Genomic DNA, 23,620 nt, shown 5'->3' on the forward strand with positions numbered 1-23,620 from the left:
CCACAAAAATAATGAGAATAGTCGCGGTTGGTAGGCTTTTGTTGGGCCCCTTGAAGGGGCTTTTTGTGTGGGACAAGCCCTTCTAGGGCTAATAAAAAGCCACCAGCTATGCTGGTGGATGATTACTAAGAAGCTCATAATAATTAGATTTATAAGCCTTAAATCTAAAATAAAGATGAGTTTATGCGAGTGTTTAAATAATTATGGGTAAATACAATTTTTTTGGAGTGGGTACTTAGCTTTAAGGGTAAATTCATGATTGCTCGATGGGTGTTTAACTTTTGATGATCGAAAAACAAGGTCCCTCTTTCATTTTCACAATTAACTATTGCTTGTCTTAGCACTTATAAAAAGTACAGGTTTATGTTTATCTAAATATTCAATATTTAGCTTTAATAATTAGTTTTTGCAGAATAATGCGGACATGGTAAAATTAATTTTGCTAGACAACAAGAAGAAGGCGCAAAAATGAAACAACCAACTAATTTAGTATTTCAGCCCCAAGTAGCTAAGAATAAGCCGGAAACCATTCATCATCAGAATAATGCTTGTCCTTTTTGTGATTATGATAGTCTGACTAATATTTTAGATCAAGAAGCTGATCGTGTTTGGTTAGTTAATAAATATCGAACTTTAAAACATACCTGGCAGACGATTATTATTGAAACCCACCAGCATGACGGTGATATTGTTAACTATGGAATTGCTCAAAATCGCCAAATTATTAATTTTGCCATTAATAAGTGGCAAGAAGTCATTGCAAGCAATAAGTATAAAAGTGTGCTTCTTTATAAAAATCTTGGCCCACTGTCAGGCGGCAGTTTGAGTCATCCCCATTTACAAATTGTAGGTTTAGAAGATATTGATATTCACGATAATATAAATCTTGCGAATGTTTTAGGATTGCCAGTTTGGGAGCAAGAATTTTTAAAGGTAAATATCTCAACACAACCGCTAATTGGCTTTGTAGAAATTAACGTCTTATTAGCAAATTTAAAGGATTTGGCGGCCTTTGCGGATGTGATTCAAGTGATTGTGCGCTATTTGCTTCATGACTATTTAAATGGTCGCTGTGATTCTTATAATTTATTTTTCTATAAATTTGATCAACAAATTGCTGTGAAAATTGTACCCCGTTTTGTTACTTCGCCATATTTTGTGGGCTATAAAATTCCTCAAATTAATGATCAGCAGCAAATGCTACAAATGAAACAAAAATTGCAGCAACTGATAGGACAAAAGTTGTTGTAGGTTAAATTATAATAGAACGACTAAAAAAGCTGGAATATTTTTATTCCAGCTTTTTTAAAGTATTTATTCCTCTTTTAAAATGATGTCTTTTAACTCTTTTACATCTAATTGTTATAAATCTGTCAAAGCACATAAGAGATGGGTACTAATATTTTTGGGAGAATGTTCCAGCCGTTGCAGAGTAGATTTACTTATCTGCAGATGATAATAAATATTTAAAATCCAACTTAATTTTCTCAAGGAATAATGATGTTTAAACCGTTGATTTTCTAAGACCTTACTTATGCTTTTCATGAGTAAAATATTAACAAATCTATGAACTAATGCAAGAATTATGGCCTTTAATATAGTTTGGCTAGCAGATTATGAGATAATAATGTTAAATAAATAAAGGGATGATAAAATGCTTCAAAATAAGAAGATTGCTCTTTATATAACCGGTAGCATTGCTGCTTATAAATCTTTAAGCTTGGTGCGCTTATTAGTAGGCTCTCAGGCTCAAGTCCGGGTTGTCATGACTGCGGGTGCGCAAGAGTTTGTAACGCCCTTAAGTTTTCAAACACTATCGAAGAATCAAGTTTTGACAGACACATTTTCCGCCCAAAGACCAGAAGTAGTAGATCATATTGAATTAGCCGATTGGAGTGATTTAGCCATTGTAGCTCCTGCTAGCGCTAATCTTATTGCAAAAATGGCGCAAGGTTTAGCTGATGATTTTGCTAGCTTGACATTATTAGCTACGACCGCTCCTAAATTAATTGCCCCGGCAATGAATAGTCACATGTGGGCTAATGCTGCCGTACAGCGGAATTTAAAGACTTTAAAGGCAGATGGTATTCAGGTTATAGAGCCGGATGTTGGTTTTTTGGCGGAAGGATATCAAGGTAAAGGCCGTATGGTCGAACCACAACGACTTCTTGCTGCTATTGATGCCCAATTGCCAGCAGGCTCCACTTTGGTAAATAAAAAAGTTGTAGTAACTGCAGGTGCAACGCATGAGCGAATTGATCCCGTGCGTTTTATCGCAAATGATTCTTCGGGTAAAATGGGTTACGCTATTGCCCACACATTACAGCAGCGCGGGGCTAATGTTACTTTAATTTCTGGGCCGACCCATTTGTCAGTGCCTTTAGGAGTGCATTTAGTATCGGTTATCAGCACTTCTGAATTACAACAAGCAGTTGTAAAACATTTTAAGAAAAGTGACATTTTAGTAATGGCAGCGGCTGTGGCTGATTTTAAACCTCTGCAAACAGCTGCTCAAAAAATTAAAAAGTCTCCTAATAATAATCGTTGGCAGTTAGAATTAGAAAAAACTCCGGATATTTTAAAAACGGTAGCTCAGATTAAACAGCCACAACAAATTACTGTTGGCTTTGCCGCGGAAACGCAAAATTTAGTAGCAAATGCTACTAAAAAATTAACGACGAAAAATTTGGATTTAGTGGTGGCTAATGATGTTTCGCAACCGGGAGTGGGCTTCAATGGAGATACTAATCAGGTTACTTTTATTAAGACTCAGCAGCCGCCCTTAACGACTGCTTTGCTGCCAAAATCGGAAATTGCTGAACAATTGGCAGATCAAATAGAACAATTAATTTAAAAAAAGTGCGGGATAAGATCTATTATCTTTATTATTATAAAAATAATTTGAAAGTGTTTTACTTTGTTATATAACAGGGTAAAATGCTTTTTATTTTTAAAATTAGAAAAAATTAATATTTTGTTGACAATTTTAACTAAATAACTATAATTAAATACGTATTAATACGTATTAAAAAATTACATAATAAAACAATTCATAGACGAGGGATCATTATGGCGGAAATTTTGTATCAAAAAATTAGAAATGATATAAAAAATAAAATTATTACTGGTGACTATCCTCAAGATAGTAAGTTGCCAAATGAAATTGAATTACAAAATTATTATCAAGTTAGTCGCGTTACTTTACGGAATGCAATTAATGGTTTAGTAAAAGAAGGTCTAGTTGAACGAATTCAAGGAAAGGGCACCTTTGTTCGTCAGCCTCATAAATTAAATCGTTTAATCTGTAAGTCTAGTGTGGAGAGTTTTACAGATATAGCTTTGGAAAATGGTCTAACACCAAGTTTTAGAGTTTTAAAAGTAGAACACAGTTCCTACCCAGAAATTTTTGGGGTGAAAGTAAATAATAAGATTGCGTTGTATATTCAACGAATTTGTAAAGTTAATAATGAACCAATTATGCTGGAAAATAACTATTACACTTTGCCGCGGTTTCAAAATTTAGAAAAATATGACTTAAAACAGTCTATGTATACTCTTTTAGATAAACAATTTAATATCAAAAAATTACATTCAGATGACACAACTTTAAGTATGATTTCCTGTAATTTAAAAGAAGCACAACTCTTAAATAAACCTGTAGGATTTCCTTTATTTTGTTTAGATACTGTGGTTCTTGATGAAAATAACGAATTAGTTCATGTCGGTCAACAATATATTGTTGCCGATCGTTATCAATTTAAAATTTAAATTAATAAAACAAACCAGTGTAATTATAAATTGGAGGCTGTTAAATGATTGAACAGCAAATTTCAACTATTTTGAAGCAATTAACAGCTACTAGTGATTGGCTAAATCAAAGGATCTCGGCAGTTTTTTTATGTAATAAACTACATGTTAAGCGAAATACAGTTAGCCATTATTTAAATATTCTATATAAGCGTGGTCAAGCAATTAAAATTAATTCACGACCTGTAATATTTTGGGATAAAAGAGTTTTAGAAGAGACATATCAGGTAAGATTAAAAGCAGATTATGGATCAATATCAGAGCTAAAATCTGAATTGAAGCGTCCTCAACAGCTCACTGCCTTTGACAAAGTTATCGGTAATAAACAATCATTATATAATCCTATTTTAAAACTAAAAGCTGCTGCTGGTTATCCTCCTTTAGGTTTGCCGGTTTTACTTACTGGACCAACAGGATCTGGTAAAAGTTTTTTGGCCCACGCTTATTATGATTATTGTGTTGATAAGGGTTTATTAAATTCCGATGCACGTTTTGTATATTTCAATTGTGCAGAGTATGCTGATAATCCAGAGTTATTGACTAGTAATTTGTTTGGCTATAAAAAGGGAGCTTTCACCGGCGCTCATAATGATAGTATGGGACTTTTCGATGAAGCTGATGGCGGAATGTTATTTTTAGATGAAATCCATCGACTATCCCCTAAAGGACAAGAAAAATTATTTAATTATCTTGATAATGGACAAATTACGCCATTAGGAGAAACCCATAAGGGTCATAAAGTACAAGTTCGATTAATTTTTGCTACTACTGAAGATATTAAGAGTCATTTTTTAGATACATTTCTTAGAAGAATACCAATTCAAGTTGTAATTCCTAAGTTGAATGATCGTACTTCGCAAGAGAAAGAAAGTCTCATTAAGTTATTTTATTTGCGTCAAGCAAAAATAATTAACAAAACAATTCTTTTAAATTCTTCAATTTTAAAATTACTTGTTACCGCCAACTATCCTGGTAATGTTGGAGAATTAGAAAATGATATTTTGATTTCTGTTGCTAATGCATTACAAACAAATACTGCTACTGCAAAACAAATTAAAATATTGCTGACTGATATGTCTATAAATATTTTAAAACAAAGTATGACTAATCCTAATATTTTAAATACTAATAATCAATATATAATAATTTCACCCCAAGATACTATGACTACATTATTATATAAGACTCAAACAAGTAATGATGAGTTTAAAAAGTATTTTTTAAAAATATTTGCGTTAGATATTCAAAATAATCACACCAAATTTGTGAATCATGCCCTCACTATTATTAATTCTTTATGTGATTTTTTAATTTTTGATAAAAGTCCGCAAAATAATAATTTAGCCTTAGAACTTTTTAAAAATTTTTTTAAACATGAAATTGCTAATCTAGAAAATATTCAACAAATTCATTTAAATGGTAATACGGCTTTAGTACTATCTTATTATTTTTATAATCGTCAATTTTCTAATTGGACATTGTCTGCCAAAGAAGAAAAAATAGCGCAAAAAATAATAACTTATCTACAAAAAGTTGAGCCTAATATTAAATTACTATCTAATAGAATACTATCAGCCCTTCAAAAAAGTCTTAATTTTTATAGTGATAAGGCTGATGAACTTTTTATTGTACTTTATCTTAAAAGTATTATTAAAAATATAAATAGACTAGATATTCATTGTTTAGTTTTGGCACATGGGTACTCTACTGCAAGTAGTATTGCTAATGTAGTCAATAACATGCAAAAAGAACATATTATTGATGCAATTGATATGCCTTTAGATATTGAAATACAGGAAATTGGAGCGAAGGTGAATAATTATATTCAAAATCGACATATAAATTCTGGCTTAATTTTAATGGTAGATATGGGATCTTTAGAAGGGATAAAGAAATATATTGATGAAACAATTGATTTTCCTATTGGTATAGTCAATAATGTTTCCACTCAATCAGTCTTAACAGTTTCACAAGATATTAATCAACATCATGATTTACAAAAAATAATGAATTCACTTGCTCATATTAGTCCTACTACTCAAATTATTTATCCCCAAGAAGTAAAAAAGAATTTGATCATTACTTGTTGCCTAACAGGATTAGGAACAGCTGATCAAATTAGAAAATTGCTTTTAAATAGTATGCCCAAAGATTTAAATATTGAAATTAAGCCATTTGAAGTGAAAAGATTACAGGATATTCAACAAATAACTAATTTAAAAAAAGTCTACAATATTATCACAATTGTTGGTACTGTTAACCCCAAATTAAAAAATATACCTTATATTGCTCTTGAAAGTATTATTTCTGGTAAGAAAACACAGCTATTTAATGAAATTTTAAGCCATTATATGACCAACCAGCAGTTACAGCAATTTAGTGATGAGTTAATTCATAACTTTTCTCTTGAAAGAGTTATTAACTCTATGACAATTTTAGATGTTAACATTGTTATGAAAAATATCGATGAGGCAATGCGTAGCTATGCAATTATTAGTGGACATAAACTCAGCAATATTACTCGGATGTCTCTATATGTACATGTAAGCTGTTTAATTGAAAGATTGATCCGCAATGAACCTATCACTACTTATGATAACCATCTAATTAATGACACTAAGGCTCAAAAACAGTTTAATCAAATTAAAAAAGCCTTTAGCGTCATAGAAGATAAATATAGTGTCAAAATACCTAATAGTGAGTATGGTTATATTTATGATATTATTAGTGCTGAACCTTGATTCACTAAGAATTAGAATTATTAATAAGAGCGTGCCACTTTTTGGCACGCTTTTTGCTTATATAAAAATGTAATGAGTAAAGGAGTTAATGACAGTGAAATTAATATTAGTTAGTCATGGCCGTTTAGCAATTGGAATGAAAAACACCCTGGAAATGATCGTAGGGCAGCAAGATAAAGTTCTGGCCATAGCGGCTTATGATGTAGATCAAAGTGATTTTAAAAGCACTGTTCAAAAGGAGGTGCAGAATAATCCCGGACAACAAATTGTTATTTTGACTGATATTTTGGGCGGTTCAGTGAATACTGAGTTATCTAAGTTAGTTGTTCAATATGACAATGTGTATCTAATAACAGGAATGAATTTACCGCTAGTCTTAACTTTGGTTACTTATACAGGCACTATTGACACTCAAAATATAAGCAAGATGGTTACTGAATCACAAAAAAGTATTATTTTTATGAATCAGGCCATTAGCCAAGCTAGTGAGGAGGATGACTTGTGATAAAAGTTATAAGAATTGATCACCGTTTATTACATGGACAAGTTATTTTTGCATGGACCAAATCTCAAGGTATTGAAAGAATCATTGTTATTGATAATCAAACAGCTAATGATGACTTTAAAAAAATGTCACTAAAATTGTCTAAGCCTGCTGATATAAAGCTAAGCGTTTTTAGTGTTGAACAAGCACTAGAACGTATAGATAAAATTAATGCTTTGAAATCAACTACTATGATTATTTTTGGTAACGTGACGGAAACAGCACAAGTTGTACCACATTTTAAGGGAATTAAAGAAGTTAATTATGGTGGAGTGCCAGAACGTCCCAATACTAAAAAATTTAGCAATGCTATTTATTTAACACCTGATGAAGTGGAAGAAAGCAAAAAGCTCAAAGAATTAGGATTTGAACTTTACATGCAACAGGTTCCTACTTCCAAACGTGAGAGTTTAAACTCTTTAATTTAGAGTTGAAAAGGAGGTATATATATGCTTATTAAAGCGATCTTGCTAGGCCTAGTTGGGGTTTTTGGCAACATGGACTCACGACTATTGGGAAGAACTAACTTTGAACAGCCTTTGGTTATGTCCTGTTTGGTCGGTTTAGTTTTAGGCGACCTACAAAAGGGGCTAGTAGTTGGTGTAGCTCTAGAATTGATTTTTCTTGGTGTCGTTAATATTGGCGCGGCGGCACCACCAGATATGGTTTTGGGTTCAGTAATTGCCACGGCTTTTGCAATTTTGTCACATACAAATGCCCAAACAGCTTTGACAATTGCCTTACCGGTGGCTATTTTAGGTCAGATGATTGGAATAGTATTACGGATGTTTATGTCTACATTTGGGCATATGGCGCAAAAAGATATTGATAATAGTAAGTTTAATAAAGTGCGTAGCTATCATATTCTCTGGGGTCCAATTTTATATGCTTTAATGTATTTTGTTCCAATATTTTTATCAGTTTATTTTGGAACTGGTGTTGTTAGCTCAATCGTCAAAATGGTTCCTAAATGGCTAACTGATGGTTTAACTTTAGCAAGTAAAATTTTGCCAGCCTTTGGTTTTGCTCTGTTGATGCAAACAATGCTTACTAAAAAAACAGTAGTTTACCTACTAATCGGATTTTTTATTACTGCATATGGACAGCTATCAGTTACCGGCGTTGCTATTTTTGCGGTGCTATTAGTACTTGTATTGAATGAAGTTTTGCCTAAGAAAAACTCAGTGTCAAGTGCTGATACCGATGATGACTTAGAGGAATTATAGAAGGGGGTGGAATAAATGACAACAACGGAAAGTACAAAAAGTTTAACTAAAAAAGAGTTAAATCATCGTTATTGGTCGTTTTTCTGGCGTTCATACGCAATTCAGGCGTCTTGGAATTACGAAGGTCAAATGAACATGGGATTCTTATATGGAATTGCACCTGTAATTGACCGATTGTATGGAGATGCTGATACAAATCCAGATTCACTAGAAAAAAAGAAAGAGGCTTATAGGCGTCATCTGGCCTTTTATAATTGTACCCCTCAAACTAGTGCTTTTGTTCTAGGTTTAGCTTCTTCAATGGAAGAAGAATATGCGAAGAATCCAAAAGAATTTAATCCAGATTCTATTAATGCGGTTAAATCATCTTTAATGGGCCCTTTGTCAGGAGTGGGAGATTCTTTTTTTCAAGGTACAGTTAGAGTTCTGGCATTTGGTTTGGGATTAAACTTTGCCCGTCAGGGTAGTATTTTAGGCCCGATATTGGCTATTGTGATATCGGCAATTCCTTCTATTTTAGTTACTTATTACGGAGGCAAGTATGGATATACTGCTGGTAATAAATTCTTAAAGAAACTCACTAGTGAAGGCATAATGGATCGTGCTATGTATTTGGTAACTATTGTGGGTTTAATGGTTATTGGTTCAATGATCGCAAGCATGATCGGAATTACGACACCATTGCATATGGGTAAATCATTCAAGCTTCAAAAGACTTTAGATTCTATTTTTCCACAAATGATTCCTTTGGCATTTACCTTCCTTATGTATTGGTTGCTCAAGAAAAAAGTAAGTACTGGCTGGATCATGGTAATTTGTATTGTCAGTGGATTAGTACTGAGCGTCTTAGGCATTTTTGCCTAACTAAAATCTAGTAACAAAATTTTAAAAATTTTTGGAGGCATTATTATGACTGTTACACCTAAATCTATTATTGAGGATATTAAGAAAAAAAATCCCAATATTAATCGAGTAATCTTTACTGGATGTGGAGCATCCATGGCTGATTTATATCCTGGATATTATTTCATTGCACATGAAAGTAAGAAAATGATTTCTGCTATTATGCAGGCTAATGAATTTAATTACGATACACCTAAAGACGTTGGAGAAAATACGATTGTAATTACCGCTTCATTAGGAGGTACGACTCCTGAATCTATCGCAGCAACAAAACATGCTCGCGAATTAGGGGCTCATGTGGTTACCCTATCTCATGATGCTAACTCTGCAATTGTAAAAGAAGCCGAATATCAACTGATTCACGGCTTTGAAGAAGATTATGCTAATAAAACTGCCAAAATGACTTTAGCACTGCAGTTAGCCGTTGAAATTGTTAATCAATTTGAAGGTTATGAATTTTATGATGAAGCTCAAACAGCTTTTGATGGTTTATTTGATTTGATTAATCATGAAGCTAATATGGTAACACCAGCTGCTGAAGAATTTGCAGCTAAGTATAAAGATGATAAGACAATTTATGTTCTTGGAAGTGGTGCTACTGCAGGAGCAGCTTATTCAACAGCATCCTTCCTCTTTATGGAAATGCAATGGATTTCAGCACCTACAATTCATTCTGGTGAATTTTTCCATGGTCCTTTTGAATTAGCTTTGAAGAACACACCATACTTATTATTTGTTAATGATGGTCCTACTCGTCATCTTGATGCCCGGGCTTTAGAATTTATGCAACGCTTTGACGCTAAAATTACAGTAATTGATGCTAAAGATCATAATTTAGCTTCTATAGCTTCAAAGAATGTAATTGATTACTTCAATCCAATGTTAATTACCGGTGTAATGAGAGTTTACGCAGAAAAATTATCAGAAGCACGTAAACATCCATTAACTCAGCGTCGGTATATGTGGAAATTGGAAAATTATTAATTTTAAAATCAGTTATTAGTGAAGGGGATGGGACAATAATTTTGTTCCATCCCCTTACTATTAAATGGAGCTGATGAGATTGAACTTTAAAATCTGCATATAATGAAGCCATTTAGCAAATTAAATTCATAATTTTGTATTAGAATCCCAATTTTTTATGGCTTTTGATTTCAGTTATTTTATAAGGAGAATTTATAATGATTAAAGCCTTTATTTTTGATATGGACGGTGTACTAATTGACTCAGAAACAGCTTATTTTCAAAGAAGAATGGACTTTTTTCATGAAATTAATGTGCAACCAGATTCTAATAAGTTCAGTGATTATTTAGGGTGTAGTAATCAGAAAGTTTGGGAATTATTGGTTAATGACCCAATTAAAAGGAAAAAATTAAAGACTCAGTATACACCGTACCTAAAATCCCATCCCCTTAATTATCCCCAATACCTTAATAAAGATGTTAAGTCATTGCTAAATTTACTTCAGTTACAACAAAAAAAGATAGTTTTAGCCTCTGCAGGTGCTAAATCAGACTTGTTAGAAATGCTAGATGAGTGTCAAATTAAATCTTTTTTTAATATTGTACTTAGTGGTGAAGAAGTTAAACATAACAAACCAGCACCAGATATATATATACAAGCATTAACAAAAACTGGATGTAAGGCTGATGAATGTATAGTTGTTGAGGATAGTAAATATGGGATTCAAGCAGCTAAGGCAGCTGGGCTGACAGTATGGGCGTTAAAACCAAAGGACTATGAAGTAGATCAAACCCAAGCAGATCGGATCTTTACAGACTTCAAACAAATGATTGCATTTTTGAATAGCACTAATAATTGCTTTGTATAAATTATTCTTACTGTAAGGCGCTTTATTAACCAGTAACTCTTGATTGTATTATTTTTACATTAAGAGGGGTGAGTGTATGAAGATATTTGAGATTTGCGCTAGTGGAATAGCAGGTTCTGCTTTGGTTAAAACCGCGGTGGCGCAAGGTCTAGAGATAATAGCTATGGGCGTATGTCGTCTAAGCTGGAACAATTACAGGCACAAGTGCTTTTCATCACGATTTTAGCCAAGGATGACTTTGGATTAGAGTTGACTGATTATGCTGATAGTGATGTCATTATTGATGCGTTTACAACTGCACCAGATAAGGGCCTATCTTCATTTAGATTTAGCAGCCAAATTAAGTGGCCAATTTCGTGAAAATCATAAAGTTCGGCTTGGCTTCATTCTAGGAGCGGGCAGTTTGCTAACTGGATCCGACCAATACTTGGCTTTGTTAGATATGGAACAATCTCCTCATGCTGGCCCTTGGTTAGCTGTTCCGCAAAATCAATATCACGAATTGCAGTTTCTCAAAATGGTAGATAATGTAGATTGGTTTGGAGTATCGCCGGGATTAAACTTTGTTGCTGGTCCTCCCGCTGAAAAAATTTTAGTGGGTAAAGATACTCTGCTTTTCAATGCTGCCGGCAAATCAGAAACTACAGCACAAACGATGGCAGCTGCTTTGGTAAAAGAGATTTGGACACCTGCTCATCATCAAGAACGTTTTACAGTAATTAATGGTTAGATTTAAATATGTATGGATTAATTTTCTATATCATAAAGAAATCAGTAATTATCAATGATAACTACTGTTTTTTTAATCATAAAAAAGGGCGCGAGACAAAGATATTGACTCACGTCTAATTTTTATAAGTAGCATAATCTAATGCATCTTATAAGGATATCTTTAAATATCAACAGAGAATGTTTTAACGCTGCGAAATTGGTTTAAAGGATGAGTATATCAAGTGCATATTATTGTTGGCTATGTAGTAAAAAGATATTTTCCTACATATATAATTTATGCAACTATATTTTGACTTATTGAACTAATTTGGTGCATCAACCAAGGTATAAGTAATAGCACCCTTGTATTTCCCAGCTTTAGGAACGGAATTATTTTTAATATTTAATTGTATACCATTATCACCCGTATAATTCCATTGGTATTTAGTAGCAGTATTACTGGCAGTACTATAAACAGAGTATGGATGGGAACTAAGAATATGGGTAGTACCATTCAATTTAAATTCTATAACATCTGAAATTTTTGTGCTGGAATTACCATCTAATATTAGCGGACTAGCTGTTGCGTCCACATGCCAATGACGTCCTGCACGTAAAGGGCGGTCATCATCGACTTGAAAATCTTGGGAATCACTCGTTGTTAATATATGAATCATTCCCAAAATGTTATTGCCATAATCTAAATTGTCAGGGACTTTAGTTAAGGTTAAATAACCTGATAAAAAAGGTTCCCAAACATAAGTGTGATTATTATTATTGCTATCACCACTATATTTGCTAAGATCAGCCGCTGAAATGACTTTTCCTGTAGGCTCATAATCACTGCCTGTCCCTACTTCTTGCCAATTACTACTCCTACTAGAATAGTTATGATCCTCTGGAAAGGGTGTATTATTGCCAGGGGCAGGCATAATAGGATTATCAGCCGAAGTTAGTGGGAATTTAACCTTGGGGCCAAGAGTGATTTTCCAGAGATTATCATCACCCTGAAACATTGCTGAAGCATCTGTTACATTACTCATATCAAAATCGCTTAAATCTATTTCATTTATAGGCATATTAGCAAACATATAGTTAATTGATTTTTCAGCGCTAACACCAGGTTTTACTTCTACTTTAGTTATGTCTTTACGTTTACTATCCCAGGGCCATTTATCTGCAGAAGTAACATCTAAATCAATTTTATGGGGATAAATTGTTAATTTCCCATTATCAAACCACCACCACAATAATTCGTCTAATGTAGTCGCTGAAGTTTCAAGGACATAGTTGCCCAAATTGTAAGAATCCTTAGCCTGCTTAGCTAAAGGAGATTTGTCATTATCTATACAATAGAAATAAGAACCGTAAATGGAATTTCCATCAGTATCAACTAATTGGGAGGACTGATCATAAATCGCTACTTTAGAAGTAATCTCAGCTTGCGGAGTACTATTAGGAGCTGATGGTAAGACTGCATTAACTTTGACCTGCCCATTATCTTGAGCAGTTAATCGAACTTGATTAGCTCCTTTATAAGTAAAAGTGACAGTATTTGATCCAGTATCCCCTCGGGATAGATTATTACTATTATTATTATTTTGATTGAAGAGGGGTATATAAAGTAATCCTGATTTTTCCTCTAAGCCACTAGTTAATGGATTAGGTGGATCTAAAAAACCGGCTAGTGATTGAACAGCAGTGACATTCTTCCAGAAATTGGGACCAGAATTGTTAGTAACACTATATTTAAAAGTTACCGTATCTCCAGGAGAAACATTAGCAGTTGAACCATATGAGCCATTGCTGCCAACCTTTAACTGTAAGTTTGTCGTTATATCAGAACTATTGGGTGGTAACTGTCGTCGATAAACATAATTTAATACTATCAGATTATTGAATGTAGATTTAACTGCCAGATTGCCTTGTGCATCATTGCTAACATTGGTCTGATTATTTCCAATTGGTGTATTATTTGTTAATTGCTTAAAAATTTTACTAGTATTGAGACCAGACGAGGTATACAAGGTACCATTAACCTGTGCACGTTGATAATTTTTACCATCCTTGTCAGCAAGTGTTGGTTTATCATTAATATCAGTAAAATTATAGTTATTTCCATTATCACTTAAAGTAGTAATCTTTGCTTGCTGGAGATCAGTCCCATTTTCATCGGTATAACGGGTAATTAATGTAGGTTCTGCCGGAGTAAATGTTCCTTCGACATCTTTAATCTGATTACTTTCATGAAATAGTCCTGTTGATGATACGATACCAAATGCATATTTATAATCTTTTGTGTGATCTAAAGAGGGAACTGTGGTAGAAATACTTTCATTTTTATTTGGCTTATTGGGATCAAATATAGTTACTGTAACAGTAGTATTTACCTTTTGAATATGCATCTGCCACCAATTACCATCAGTAATCTTTACATTTCCAGAATCGAGTTTAATATAATTTTTATTAATATTTGAATATCCAGTAATATCAGTAGTCACAAATGTTCCAAATGGCTTCGTATATTTGTCCCATGACCAAAACGCATTACTATTTATTTTGCTATCTAGATCTCCATAAACTACACGGTTATCATGGCTTTGGTCCCCATAAAAAGAACCGGCAACAGAGCCTTTGCTTCCTGTTTCTGTGCCATTATAGTAGGTATCAATTTTAAAACCAAACGAATTCATTAAGTCCCCAATACCTAAATTACCACCTGCAACTCCAACAGAATCAATATTTTGCCCATTATCAGGATCAGCGGGGTCGTTAACCCTAGTACCGTCAGCATGACGTCCAAAGACATCGGGTAAAGTTATAGATTGAGAAGTTGTCGGATCAGTAATAGTCTGGCCTGGCTTGTAAAGTGGATGAACAACAAAACCAATTCCGTCACCGGGAGTACTTGCAGCGGAAATCTTTACTTTCCAAGAAAAATCAAAATCTTTACTCATATCTATTGCAGTATTCAGTGTTACAGCTCCAACTTTGCTCCCTTCATCAGGATTTAAATCAATAGTATTCCAAGTGCCATCTTGCGATGCATTAACAATTGCAGTTCCCTTAGGTGAAAAGAAATTCTGTGTATCATCAGTAGTAATAGATATGGGATTGAGACTAGCAGAATCACGAAGCAGTTGATTAGGTGAAGTTACTAACACCGATAAGGGATTGGATGAAAAAGTAGTCAATGACTGTGGTGATGATCCACTTTCATTAAGTAATGGTAGTGATGAGATAATATTAGATGGTAGCTTATTAGAAGCTTGCACTAAAACTGCAGAAGACAAAAATAAGACAAATAAAAAGTTAATAATTATAGTTGTAGAAATAGCAAGCGCTTTCGTGGGGATATCAGTACTAAATAAAGTACCAATTAAATTAAGCGACCCCCCTGTAATCGCTTTCAGCATTTTTTATCATATTAATTTTTATTTTTTTGAGATTTATTATTCCTCTCTTCATAATTATCAAAGACCCCTTTTTTAACTATTTGTTGCATTTTTTGTTGTTAAATATCTCGATTATCAATATACTACAAATAGAGATATATTTAAAATGTGAATTAATAATTTTCACAAAAAAACACTAACAAGTTAGGCTTGCTAGTGTTTTTTGAAAAATTAATACAGTCGTTTAACATTATATTTAACTTTTATTCAAAAGACACAATTATTATTTAATCCATAAGTTTACACTAAATTTTTAATTCCTAATAATTATGGTTGCAAGGTAGTGGTAAGTTCCCAAGTTATCTTAGCCTTATGTTGTTTGGCTGGAAAATGAGTATTTGCTGGAATTTTTAAAAGGGGGCCATGATTTTTATCCCAATTATCGGAAATTTTCAAGGTGTTGTTGTTTGATCCATGTGAAATTGTTTTTTCTTTCAATACTGTAAATTTATCACCACTAGCAATAGCAGTATTGTGGGATAACGGATCATCAGTCAAATAATAAAAATAATTTAACGGGCTAGTATTAATGCTTGAAACATAATTTTCCATGATCCCAGTTACGGTAACCTTTTGATCACTAGTAGTGTGGTTATGAACACTCAAATTACCATATCTATTATCAGTAATTGAATTATTTAGAGGTAATATCTTCCTCGGCATGCCACTTACTGCAAAAATTCCAAAGTCAATCTGGTCAGGAACACTAAGCACTAAATACCCATCTATTTTATAAAAATTCTGATTGCTTTGACTCAAGACTAAATTATCATGATTAGAATCAGCCGGATGAACATGTAGAACATCAGCAAGAGTTTTAGCCTGAACAATATTATTACCGGAGAATTTAACATTATAATTTATTTTAAATTGGGCCCTTTCGGGAAATTTCAAATCTGTAAGTCCAAAGTCTTTGGGAAGATATTTAGCATTGAACTTAAAATCATGTATGCCCAGTTGCCTGCCATCTTTATCAAGAACTGCAATTGTTGCATCTTTCATAATATTAGATGCATTAATACTGGTACTATTAGAATCAACATCTTCTTGACCAATAGAAATGCAATCCAATCCTGGTGTTGCTGTGTTGGTGTTAAAAATAGTTTCGACTGGCTCAACTCCTCTTGGAATGGGTGCTTCATTACTAAGTTCATGTTTTTGACCATTAACTTTTTGTTCGCCTTTATATTTAGGATAAGGCAATACAGTATATTCCCATGTAAAAGTATCACCGTCAATCTTATTATTTATTTGACTATCATCATAAGCTGGATTAACAGGATTGGCATTATCTTGAGAAGTAAATTGAACTTTGTGCTTACCTGTTGTTGAAGAATTACCAATATTAAAATAATCCTTAGTCCTTTCTCTCAACTTAATATTTTTAATATTACTGGTTATAAGCTTACCGCTGGATCCATTAGCGTCGACATCTGATTGCCCTGCTAACGTTAACATAGGCTTAACAGAACTTGGAAAATTATTATCACCGTCATAATAATAGATTGGAATTTTTACATCTTCACCTGTTAAAAACTCGTTGCTTTGATTTTTGTCAATAGACATGAACAAATTACGCACATAAGTAGTCTGCAAGGGTGCAGACTGAAAATTAGTAACTGCACTAGTAATAATTTGGTCATTGCCGACTAACTGCAAAGGTGCAGAAGGATGATCCCTATTATATTGGCGAATGAGATAACTTAGATTATATTGTAACTTATGCCGTAATTCATTGGAAGCATTCGGGCCGCTGAGATTGGCATCCCAACCGGTATCATCCCATTTTACTTCAGATGACTTCAAATACTTTGGATGCTGTTTTTCAAAATCTACAGCAATATCCGTTGAATTCTCGTTTTTATATTTTTGAAGAGGTCGACCTAAATTAGGATTAGGGACTGTTCCCAGCGAATTATTAGGATCGGGAACTTCTAAGCTCAGATAACCAGTATTATCATCTAATATATTCGGTGTTACTGGATTAGTTAATTCTGCTAATTGTGGTGGAGTGATATTGGCATTAGCCTTTTGCTGAGCTTCTTTCAGATTAACTTCTGTTCCCAAATCATAATAATCATAGTCAGCCTCAGAAATTGGCTTAGTAACCCCAGCCTTAACACGCTTAATCTGAACCCGGATTAAAGGAGGTTGCTGATCAAACTCGGTAGATTTTTTATCTTGCTGATAGTCCATCCATTCATCTCCACCCAGTCGTGCATTAACCAGATAATCACTACTATTAGAATTAGAAGCAATGGAATTTAAATTATTATAAGGATAAATCTTAGAATCTTTATTTAAACTCATAGAAGGACCAGGTAAATCTGACATATTGATATAACGAAATTGCTTTCCTAACATTGCAAACATGGCATCCTTAAGCTTATCCAAACCATCTTCTTTGGTAGATTGAATAATCTTCTTGTTATCCGCAAATAAAATAGGATCAATTAAATTCTTAGTGAAAGGTAGCTCAACTCTTTGTATACGCACAGGACCATCTTTGTCCATACCTATTTTAATATCATTTTCTGGACCCTTTGGTCCTTGAATGTTAAAACCGTTAAGTTGCTTACCACTAAGAGAGCCAGCATTATTACCCTCCGCACGCATACGTGCATTATAAACTTGTATATCAGAGTTAGAGTCACTACCATAAGCTCTACTAATAGTATTAGCACTCGTGGCACTATTAGTGAGTGCATAGACAAGCTTATATAAAAGCTCAGGTGAAACAACGACATTGGTTCCACTAGGAATTGTATAATTATCATTACCTTTTTTAGGAATATTAACATCGCGTGGCACTTTATAAGCCCTGCCTCCCCCATCAGCGTATACTAAAGCGCTGGCTTGACAAGGATCTTTACGTAAATCCAAAGTGACATCCGCTGGGTTAACAATATTTACGTGAATTTTACCACTGGAATAGAGTAAGTTCAGCGGAGAATTATCATCATGCCCATCGCCCACTACAATGCTAAATCGGCCGCCCGTCCGCACATCTATTCTCATATCAGAACCAACACTCATTAAGCCGCCTCCAGTAGTGTTACTACCATGAGTATCATACTTACCTAAGTTATTAGCTTGAATACTGAAAGCTCCTTGATGTAACTGAGCATTTCCCGATTTGAAATAGACAAGCGGCTTACTACCAATAATTTGGCCATCACTGATTACTTCTAATTGCGGATATGTGTTAACACTATTACTTTCTGCTTGCTTATTAAATAATAATTGGGCAGCTTTACTATCAATATAGATAGCTCCGCAAGGTTGTGATGTGCTGGGGGCATCAGTAGTAATCATTGGAATTTCAGCATCTTTTGCATCACAGACAATTTTTAATTTAGCTGACCCATTTAATTTTAATGTTGGTTCCCCATCACTATTACGATTCATCAAAATCCCATAAGACATTCCTCCCACATTACCTTGATTAATAGCTTCGGGGCTAGCACCATGTGGGTGTAATTCAACTTGTGCACCATTTTCCAGGGTAGCATCGCCAGTCAATTGCAGTCCATTCCCATTATAGGTATAACCATAATAATTACAGCCTTCAGTAAAAGTAATATTATGAGCTTCAATGTTTTGCTGACGACCATTTCCAAAACAAGTATATTCATTATGGTCCGGACCTATATAAGAGTTCAAAGAATAAGCTGTTACCTTATTTTTGATTTTAATATCCACATTACCTCGGCTCCATAACAATTGTGAACCGTAATAAGTAACATTATCAAAATTTTCTTTAGTCTCACCATTTATGGCATCAATAATTCCATAATAACTAGTACCGTAAATAACCATATTTTGAATTGTTGCCGTTAAAGGCCGTGCATCCCTGACATTCGAAGTAGTGAGACTCACATTCCCCAGGTTTAAAAAATGATTAGTACCTGTAATAGGGTCTTGACCATCCAAGATTAATTTATCACTTACACGATTAAGATCCATTCGATAACGATTCATACCACTATAACTGCCAAAGGCACCAGTAAAGCCATAGGCACCATCAAATCTCAATAATTTACCATCCAAATAGATATCATCAGTTTGCGGATTACGCGGATTAAAACTAGTATTAGGAATATCAATATCGGCACATAAAACAATTTTAGTAATTGTAGTTGGCGCTCTCCTAATACCCATGTTATGTACTACATTGCCATTATTGTCACCATAAACAGCATGCAAGAATTGTTTGGAATTCTTAACATAAGCAGTAGCCTGTCCATCAGGATTAGTCTCAAGTGCATAATCACCAGTGTTAGGAAACGCCGGTACTAGTGAGCGCGACTGAAAATTACTAAAGGAATTATTATAACTACTTAACACATGAAAAGGATTTTGGACTATTTGATTGGTTACACTATCTGTATGTGCTTGCACAGCAGTTACCATAAATAATGTACACGTCATCATTAGTGTTATAAACAATGATAATTTACCAGCCGTTTTCAACATGAGATATATTTCCTCCATATAATTAATAAGTAACGCTTTCATGTAAAAAGATAGCCTATATTTAAAAACTGGGACAATAATTGCCTCAGTTTTATTATTGTGCAAATAAACAAATATAATGGGAACTATCCCAATTTAGAAATCTGACTATCTGCTATTTAACGTGATCCACCTATTAATTACGTTAACAAAGATATATTTTTTTTGCAATTTATTTGCCGGATCGCCTCTAGCTCCTGCCTAGCAGTAATAAAATTATCTTTTAAAGAACTGCTTCTGAATGACAATTACTTAATCTTATTTACAAAACCAGTGCAGCAATTATCCAACTTAGCTTTTATTAACCTTAGAAGGACCTGCACTACACAAAAGGCTCCTTAAAGGAGGCCAATAAAAGCCTACTAGCCGTGGCTACTATAATATTTTTTAAGTTTAATATTTTGAAATGGAGCAAGATAATCTCTTTTATTTATATTACCCGTGGTTCTAGTTAATAAAAAAGCCTGACTAGGCTACACTTTAGTCAACTACTACTAAAGAAGTAAATCCTATGTCAGACCAATTAATTTTAACCAACAACGCGCTTTATTACAACTCCCAATGTACTTAAAAAATATAACTATTAAATATGGCGCAGATTCTATAATTATTTGTAAAAGTAATTTATATGGAGATTATAAAATGTAAACTTCTCCCTTATGAATATTATTATGTTAGATTATATAAACGCAATATATTTATAGAGATACGGAAAAACAGATTATATTGGAATTTCACAACACAAAATCCGCAAAGGCAGTACATCCCCTACGGATTTCTTTTTGTTACTTATAAATAATTTATTTTTCAACCAATTTAAAACTGCTCCACGGTTTAATATAATCTAACAATGCCAAATCACTAGCAGCAAGATGACCAATCACATTCCGCCGACCATCATTAGGGAAAGCACATAAGGCAATTTGGAGTTCACCCTTGTAGCGCGCATACTTATCATTAACAACAATTACATCACCGCGCTGAAAGTCGCCTTCATTATCATGTGCGGGAATGATTTCATCTTTATACTTAATCCGCGACATTGTCGAACGTAATAAGTATGCCGAAGCATCACCGCGATATAATTGTAATTCATTCAGAGCAATATTCTTTTCAGTGCCATTAATATTATCATTTAATTCTATTTGTAAGAACGGTTCTGGAGCCTTAAAGGCCACTGCAATCTCCTGCAGTTCTGCTTCTGATGCATAAGCATTACCAATAATTACATCATCTACCATGTTAGTTAATACCAAATGGTTAACTTGGGAAGTTACGGGACGGTGGCGGTCACTTTCCAGTGTCGGCAAACCTTCACTTACAGGCCAAGGCCCTGTAGTGGCAGCATGAGAAGAAACAAACGCCGCACTATGAATATTAAATTTACGATATAATTGCGAATACTCTATAAATAATTCTTCACTTAATCCGGTGTAAGCTTGCGGATAAAAGTTATGACAGCCTAATAGATTATCTGGATTAGGTGCATAATCCATAATTTGCTGCAAATAATGCGTTCCGCGACTCATATTCAGCTCAATTTTTAAGCCATAAGGATTGCGGGTCATCTGGGCTTCTTCTAAACCGCTGAATCCTTCATCCAAGCGCAACCCCCAGACATTTAATTCATGGAAAAATGCCAAATCATCATATTTAATATTTAATGATGAAAATAAACTTGGATTAATATCAACGATTACTTTCATTCCTAAAGAATTAGCATAATTAACTACCTGCTTAAATTTAGCTAAAATATCTTCGCCATCATCACCAACTAATTGTAATAAAGATGTGAAAACTCGCTGATAGCCATACTTATGGGCTAAATCTAAATATTCTTTATCCTTGGCAAAACTAGATTGTTCGGGATAAACAGAAACTCCTAACATCCGCATTAATTGTCACCTCAAAGTTTATTTGTTTACCTTTTCATTATATAGTAAATTAAGATAATAGTCTGCTAATTACACTAGCAAATTTAGACGTAACAAATTCACCCCTGCACAAAATTAAGCAGGTCTTAAATCAACACTTTGTTTAACAGTTAGGATGCTATCAGAAAACAACCACTAGTCAAAACCAATCAGTTCCATATTAAATTTTAATAGTTCTGCAATTATTAGCCATCCAGAAAAAAGCCAGCTTTGGTAGTGATCAAAGCTGGCTTTTTTCTTATTTTTCACAAATTAGGGCTGAACCAAATCTAAAACAGCTGCTGGATCAATTCCATTAAAGTACTGGGTTAAATTGTTTTCTGCGAAAACTTGTTTCAAACTATCATAGTCATAGTTAATTCCGATTAACTTCTGTTCTAATTCACCGACATCACTCGCACCAAAGAAATCACCATAAAAGCGAGCTGCACTAATCTTACCATGCTGCACTTGAAAACGCGCATCAATTGTTCCCATGTCAAAATGTTTACGCTTTTTCACTGTGAATTCCGGTGAATGCCCATAAACCCAATCCCAATTATAGTAATATTGCTCTTTTATTTTATTAATTTGTACTTGATCTTCCGTAGTAATTTGGTACTCATGATCTTTAATTTCATCTAAATTATCAGCATCAAATAAACTCATCAATAACACATCTCGAAATTGTTCAGTGGTTAAGTCTTGATATTCTTCTGCCAAATATGGCCGGATATTAGTTACTCGACTCCGAATTGACTTAATGCCCTTAGATTCAATCTTATCTTTATTAACATGTAAAGCCCTCGTTAATACATCTAAGTCAACATCATAGGACAAAGTACCGTGGGAGAATGTTTTACCGTTTTTAGTATACATAGCATTACCGGAAAATTTCTTACCATCAATCAAAATATCATTACGACCGGATACCTCAGCCCCGACAGCTCCCAATTTATGTAGAGCTTCGACCATCGGGCTAACAATCTTTTTAAAGTCGCCAAATTGCTCATCAGCAGCATTGACCACAAAACTAAAACATAAATTTCCTAAATCTTGATAGACAGCACCCCCACCGGAAAGTCTTCTTGTAACTACAATGTTGTGTTCGCGCACATATTCATTATTTAGTTCTTCAATGGTATTTTGATTGCGCCCTACGATAATGCACGGACTTTCAATATAAAACAACACTAAAGGCTCATCAAAATTCTTATTATTCATTAAATACTGTTCAGTCGCCAAATTATCACGAATATCATTAGACTTCATTACCACGTAATACACTAGTCAATTCCTCCTTAATTATTGAAACGGTTTCAATAATATTATACCTTATTTGAAATAATTATTAAAAATCACGTCTTGTGAAATAGTTTTCAAATATCTAGTGCTAATTAACTATCACTAAACGCTTTAAAAATCTTTTTAACAAAAGCAAAACAAAAGCCACCATGATAATATTCGCTATGGCGCTCCCACCATTAATAATTAAAGAATAAAGCCACGGATTCATCGACCTAGGAGCATAAGCGGCCCAAACAATACCACCGGCAATAAAATGTAATAAATATTTACTGCAAATGGCTACCAAACTACTCAACAACATGATTGAGTACACCGAGCGGTGCTGCTGAAAGTCAGTTTGAATCACGGATGACCACAAGCCAGCTAAGCCTAAAACACCAAAAGCAATGGGATATTCTAGTAGTCCTTGCCAAGGATTGACGACTGAGCCATTACTCAAAGCGAATAATAGCATTTCTAAAATACCCCAGACCATCCCAGCAACTGCACCAGCACGCAAACCCCGCCGCCAAGCATAAATAACTACGGGTATAGTACCATATTGCAGTTCAATAGATGAAACCCCAAAACTATTGGGTATATAAGTTAAAGCAGTTGCTAAAGCAACAATGATTGCCCCTTCAACTGTCACAGTAGTTTGATTTTGTGTTTTCAAAATTATCACT

At 33.9% G+C, this 23,620-nt stretch carries 17 protein-coding genes; 12 read left to right on the forward strand and 5 right to left on the reverse strand.

The features are described from left to right. Window positions 1-468 precede the first annotated feature (468 nt). The 12 genes from EQ827_RS00005 (at window position 469) to EQ827_RS09030 (ending at window position 11,783) form a co-directional block, all read left to right on the forward strand. Window positions 469-1,251 carry a DUF4931 domain-containing protein gene (locus EQ827_RS00005; RefSeq protein WP_181188932.1) on the forward strand — a complete coding sequence of 261 codons (783 nt, stop codon included), beginning with the start codon at window positions 469-471 and terminating at the stop codon, window positions 1,249-1,251. Window positions 1,252-1,654: 403 nt separating this feature from the next. Then, entirely contained in the window at window positions 1,655-2,854 is a 1,200-nt protein-coding gene (coaBC, locus tag EQ827_RS00010; RefSeq protein WP_181188933.1) for a bifunctional phosphopantothenoylcysteine decarboxylase/phosphopantothenate--cysteine ligase CoaBC, read from the forward strand. A 215-nt stretch (window positions 2,855-3,069) separates the two neighbouring features. Next, the gene (locus tag EQ827_RS00015) at window positions 3,070-3,768 is read left to right on the forward strand and encodes a GntR family transcriptional regulator (RefSeq protein WP_181188934.1); all 699 of its coding nucleotides are present in this window, start codon (window positions 3,070-3,072) and stop codon (window positions 3,766-3,768) included. Between the two features lie 44 nt (window positions 3,769-3,812). Continuing rightward, complete coding sequence (locus tag EQ827_RS00020) at window positions 3,813-6,548, forward strand: sigma 54-interacting transcriptional regulator (RefSeq protein ID WP_181188935.1); 2,736 nt, start codon at window positions 3,813-3,815, stop codon at window positions 6,546-6,548. Between the two features lie 94 nt (window positions 6,549-6,642). Beyond that, the gene (locus EQ827_RS00025) at window positions 6,643-7,053 is read left to right on the forward strand and encodes a PTS sugar transporter subunit IIA (protein ID WP_181188936.1); all 411 of its coding nucleotides are present in this window, start codon (window positions 6,643-6,645) and stop codon (window positions 7,051-7,053) included. Then, entirely contained in the window at window positions 7,050-7,520 is a 471-nt protein-coding gene (locus tag EQ827_RS00030; RefSeq protein ID WP_181188937.1) for a PTS sugar transporter subunit IIB, read from the forward strand. Before EQ827_RS00025 ends, EQ827_RS00030 begins: the two co-directional genes overlap by 4 nt. A gap of 21 nt (window positions 7,521-7,541) precedes the next feature. After that, on the forward strand, window positions 7,542-8,318 hold the full coding sequence (locus EQ827_RS00035) for a PTS mannose/fructose/sorbose/N-acetylgalactosamine transporter subunit IIC (protein ID WP_181188938.1): 777 nt from the start codon (window positions 7,542-7,544) through the stop codon (window positions 8,316-8,318). A 15-nt stretch (window positions 8,319-8,333) separates the two neighbouring features. After that, window positions 8,334-9,182, forward strand: coding sequence for a PTS system mannose/fructose/sorbose family transporter subunit IID (locus EQ827_RS00040; RefSeq protein WP_181188939.1), 849 nt, complete (start codon window positions 8,334-8,336; stop codon window positions 9,180-9,182). A 45-nt stretch (window positions 9,183-9,227) separates the two neighbouring features. Beyond that, window positions 9,228-10,205 carry an SIS domain-containing protein gene (locus EQ827_RS00045; RefSeq protein ID WP_181188940.1) on the forward strand — a complete coding sequence of 326 codons (978 nt, stop codon included), beginning with the start codon at window positions 9,228-9,230 and terminating at the stop codon, window positions 10,203-10,205. 197 nt (window positions 10,206-10,402) lie between these two features. Next, a complete protein-coding gene (locus EQ827_RS00050) occupies window positions 10,403-11,053 on the forward strand; it encodes an HAD family hydrolase (protein ID WP_181188941.1) in 651 nt (216 codons plus the stop codon). A gap of 171 nt (window positions 11,054-11,224) precedes the next feature. Further along, window positions 11,225-11,413 carry a hypothetical protein gene (locus tag EQ827_RS09025; RefSeq protein ID WP_258231755.1) on the forward strand — a complete coding sequence of 63 codons (189 nt, stop codon included), beginning with the start codon at window positions 11,225-11,227 and terminating at the stop codon, window positions 11,411-11,413. Between the two features lie 43 nt (window positions 11,414-11,456). Next, window positions 11,457-11,783, forward strand: a complete 327-nt coding sequence (locus EQ827_RS09030) for a hypothetical protein (protein ID WP_258231756.1) — start codon at window positions 11,457-11,459, stop codon at window positions 11,781-11,783. 304 nt (window positions 11,784-12,087) lie between these two features. On the opposite strand, the gene EQ827_RS00060 is transcribed toward EQ827_RS09030, so the two are convergent. The 5 genes from EQ827_RS00060 to thiT form a co-directional block, all read right to left on the reverse strand. Further along, entirely contained in the window at window positions 12,088-15,180 is a 3,093-nt protein-coding gene (locus EQ827_RS00060) for a lectin-like domain-containing protein (protein WP_181188942.1), read from the reverse strand. A gap of 306 nt (window positions 15,181-15,486) precedes the next feature. Then, window positions 15,487-19,695 (reverse strand): pectate lyase-like adhesive domain-containing protein, encoded by a 4,209-nt coding sequence (locus EQ827_RS00065; protein WP_181188943.1) that lies wholly within the window; start codon window positions 19,693-19,695, stop codon window positions 15,487-15,489. Window positions 19,696-20,534: 839 nt separating this feature from the next. Continuing rightward, the gene (locus EQ827_RS00070) at window positions 20,535-21,629 is read right to left on the reverse strand and encodes a DUF871 domain-containing protein (RefSeq protein ID WP_181188944.1); all 1,095 of its coding nucleotides are present in this window, start codon (window positions 21,627-21,629) and stop codon (window positions 20,535-20,537) included. Between the two features lie 291 nt (window positions 21,630-21,920). Further along, window positions 21,921-22,934 carry a lipoate--protein ligase gene (locus EQ827_RS00075; RefSeq protein ID WP_181188945.1) on the reverse strand — a complete coding sequence of 338 codons (1,014 nt, stop codon included), beginning with the start codon at window positions 22,932-22,934 and terminating at the stop codon, window positions 21,921-21,923. A 106-nt stretch (window positions 22,935-23,040) separates the two neighbouring features. Next, window positions 23,041-23,610 (reverse strand): energy-coupled thiamine transporter ThiT, encoded by a 570-nt coding sequence (gene thiT, locus EQ827_RS00080; RefSeq protein WP_181188946.1) that lies wholly within the window; start codon window positions 23,608-23,610, stop codon window positions 23,041-23,043. Window positions 23,611-23,620: the final 10 nt, after the last annotated feature.

The organism is Bombilactobacillus bombi, from assembly GCF_013607485.1.
Lineage (GTDB): Bacteria > Bacillota > Bacilli > Lactobacillales > Lactobacillaceae > Bombilactobacillus > Bombilactobacillus bombi_A.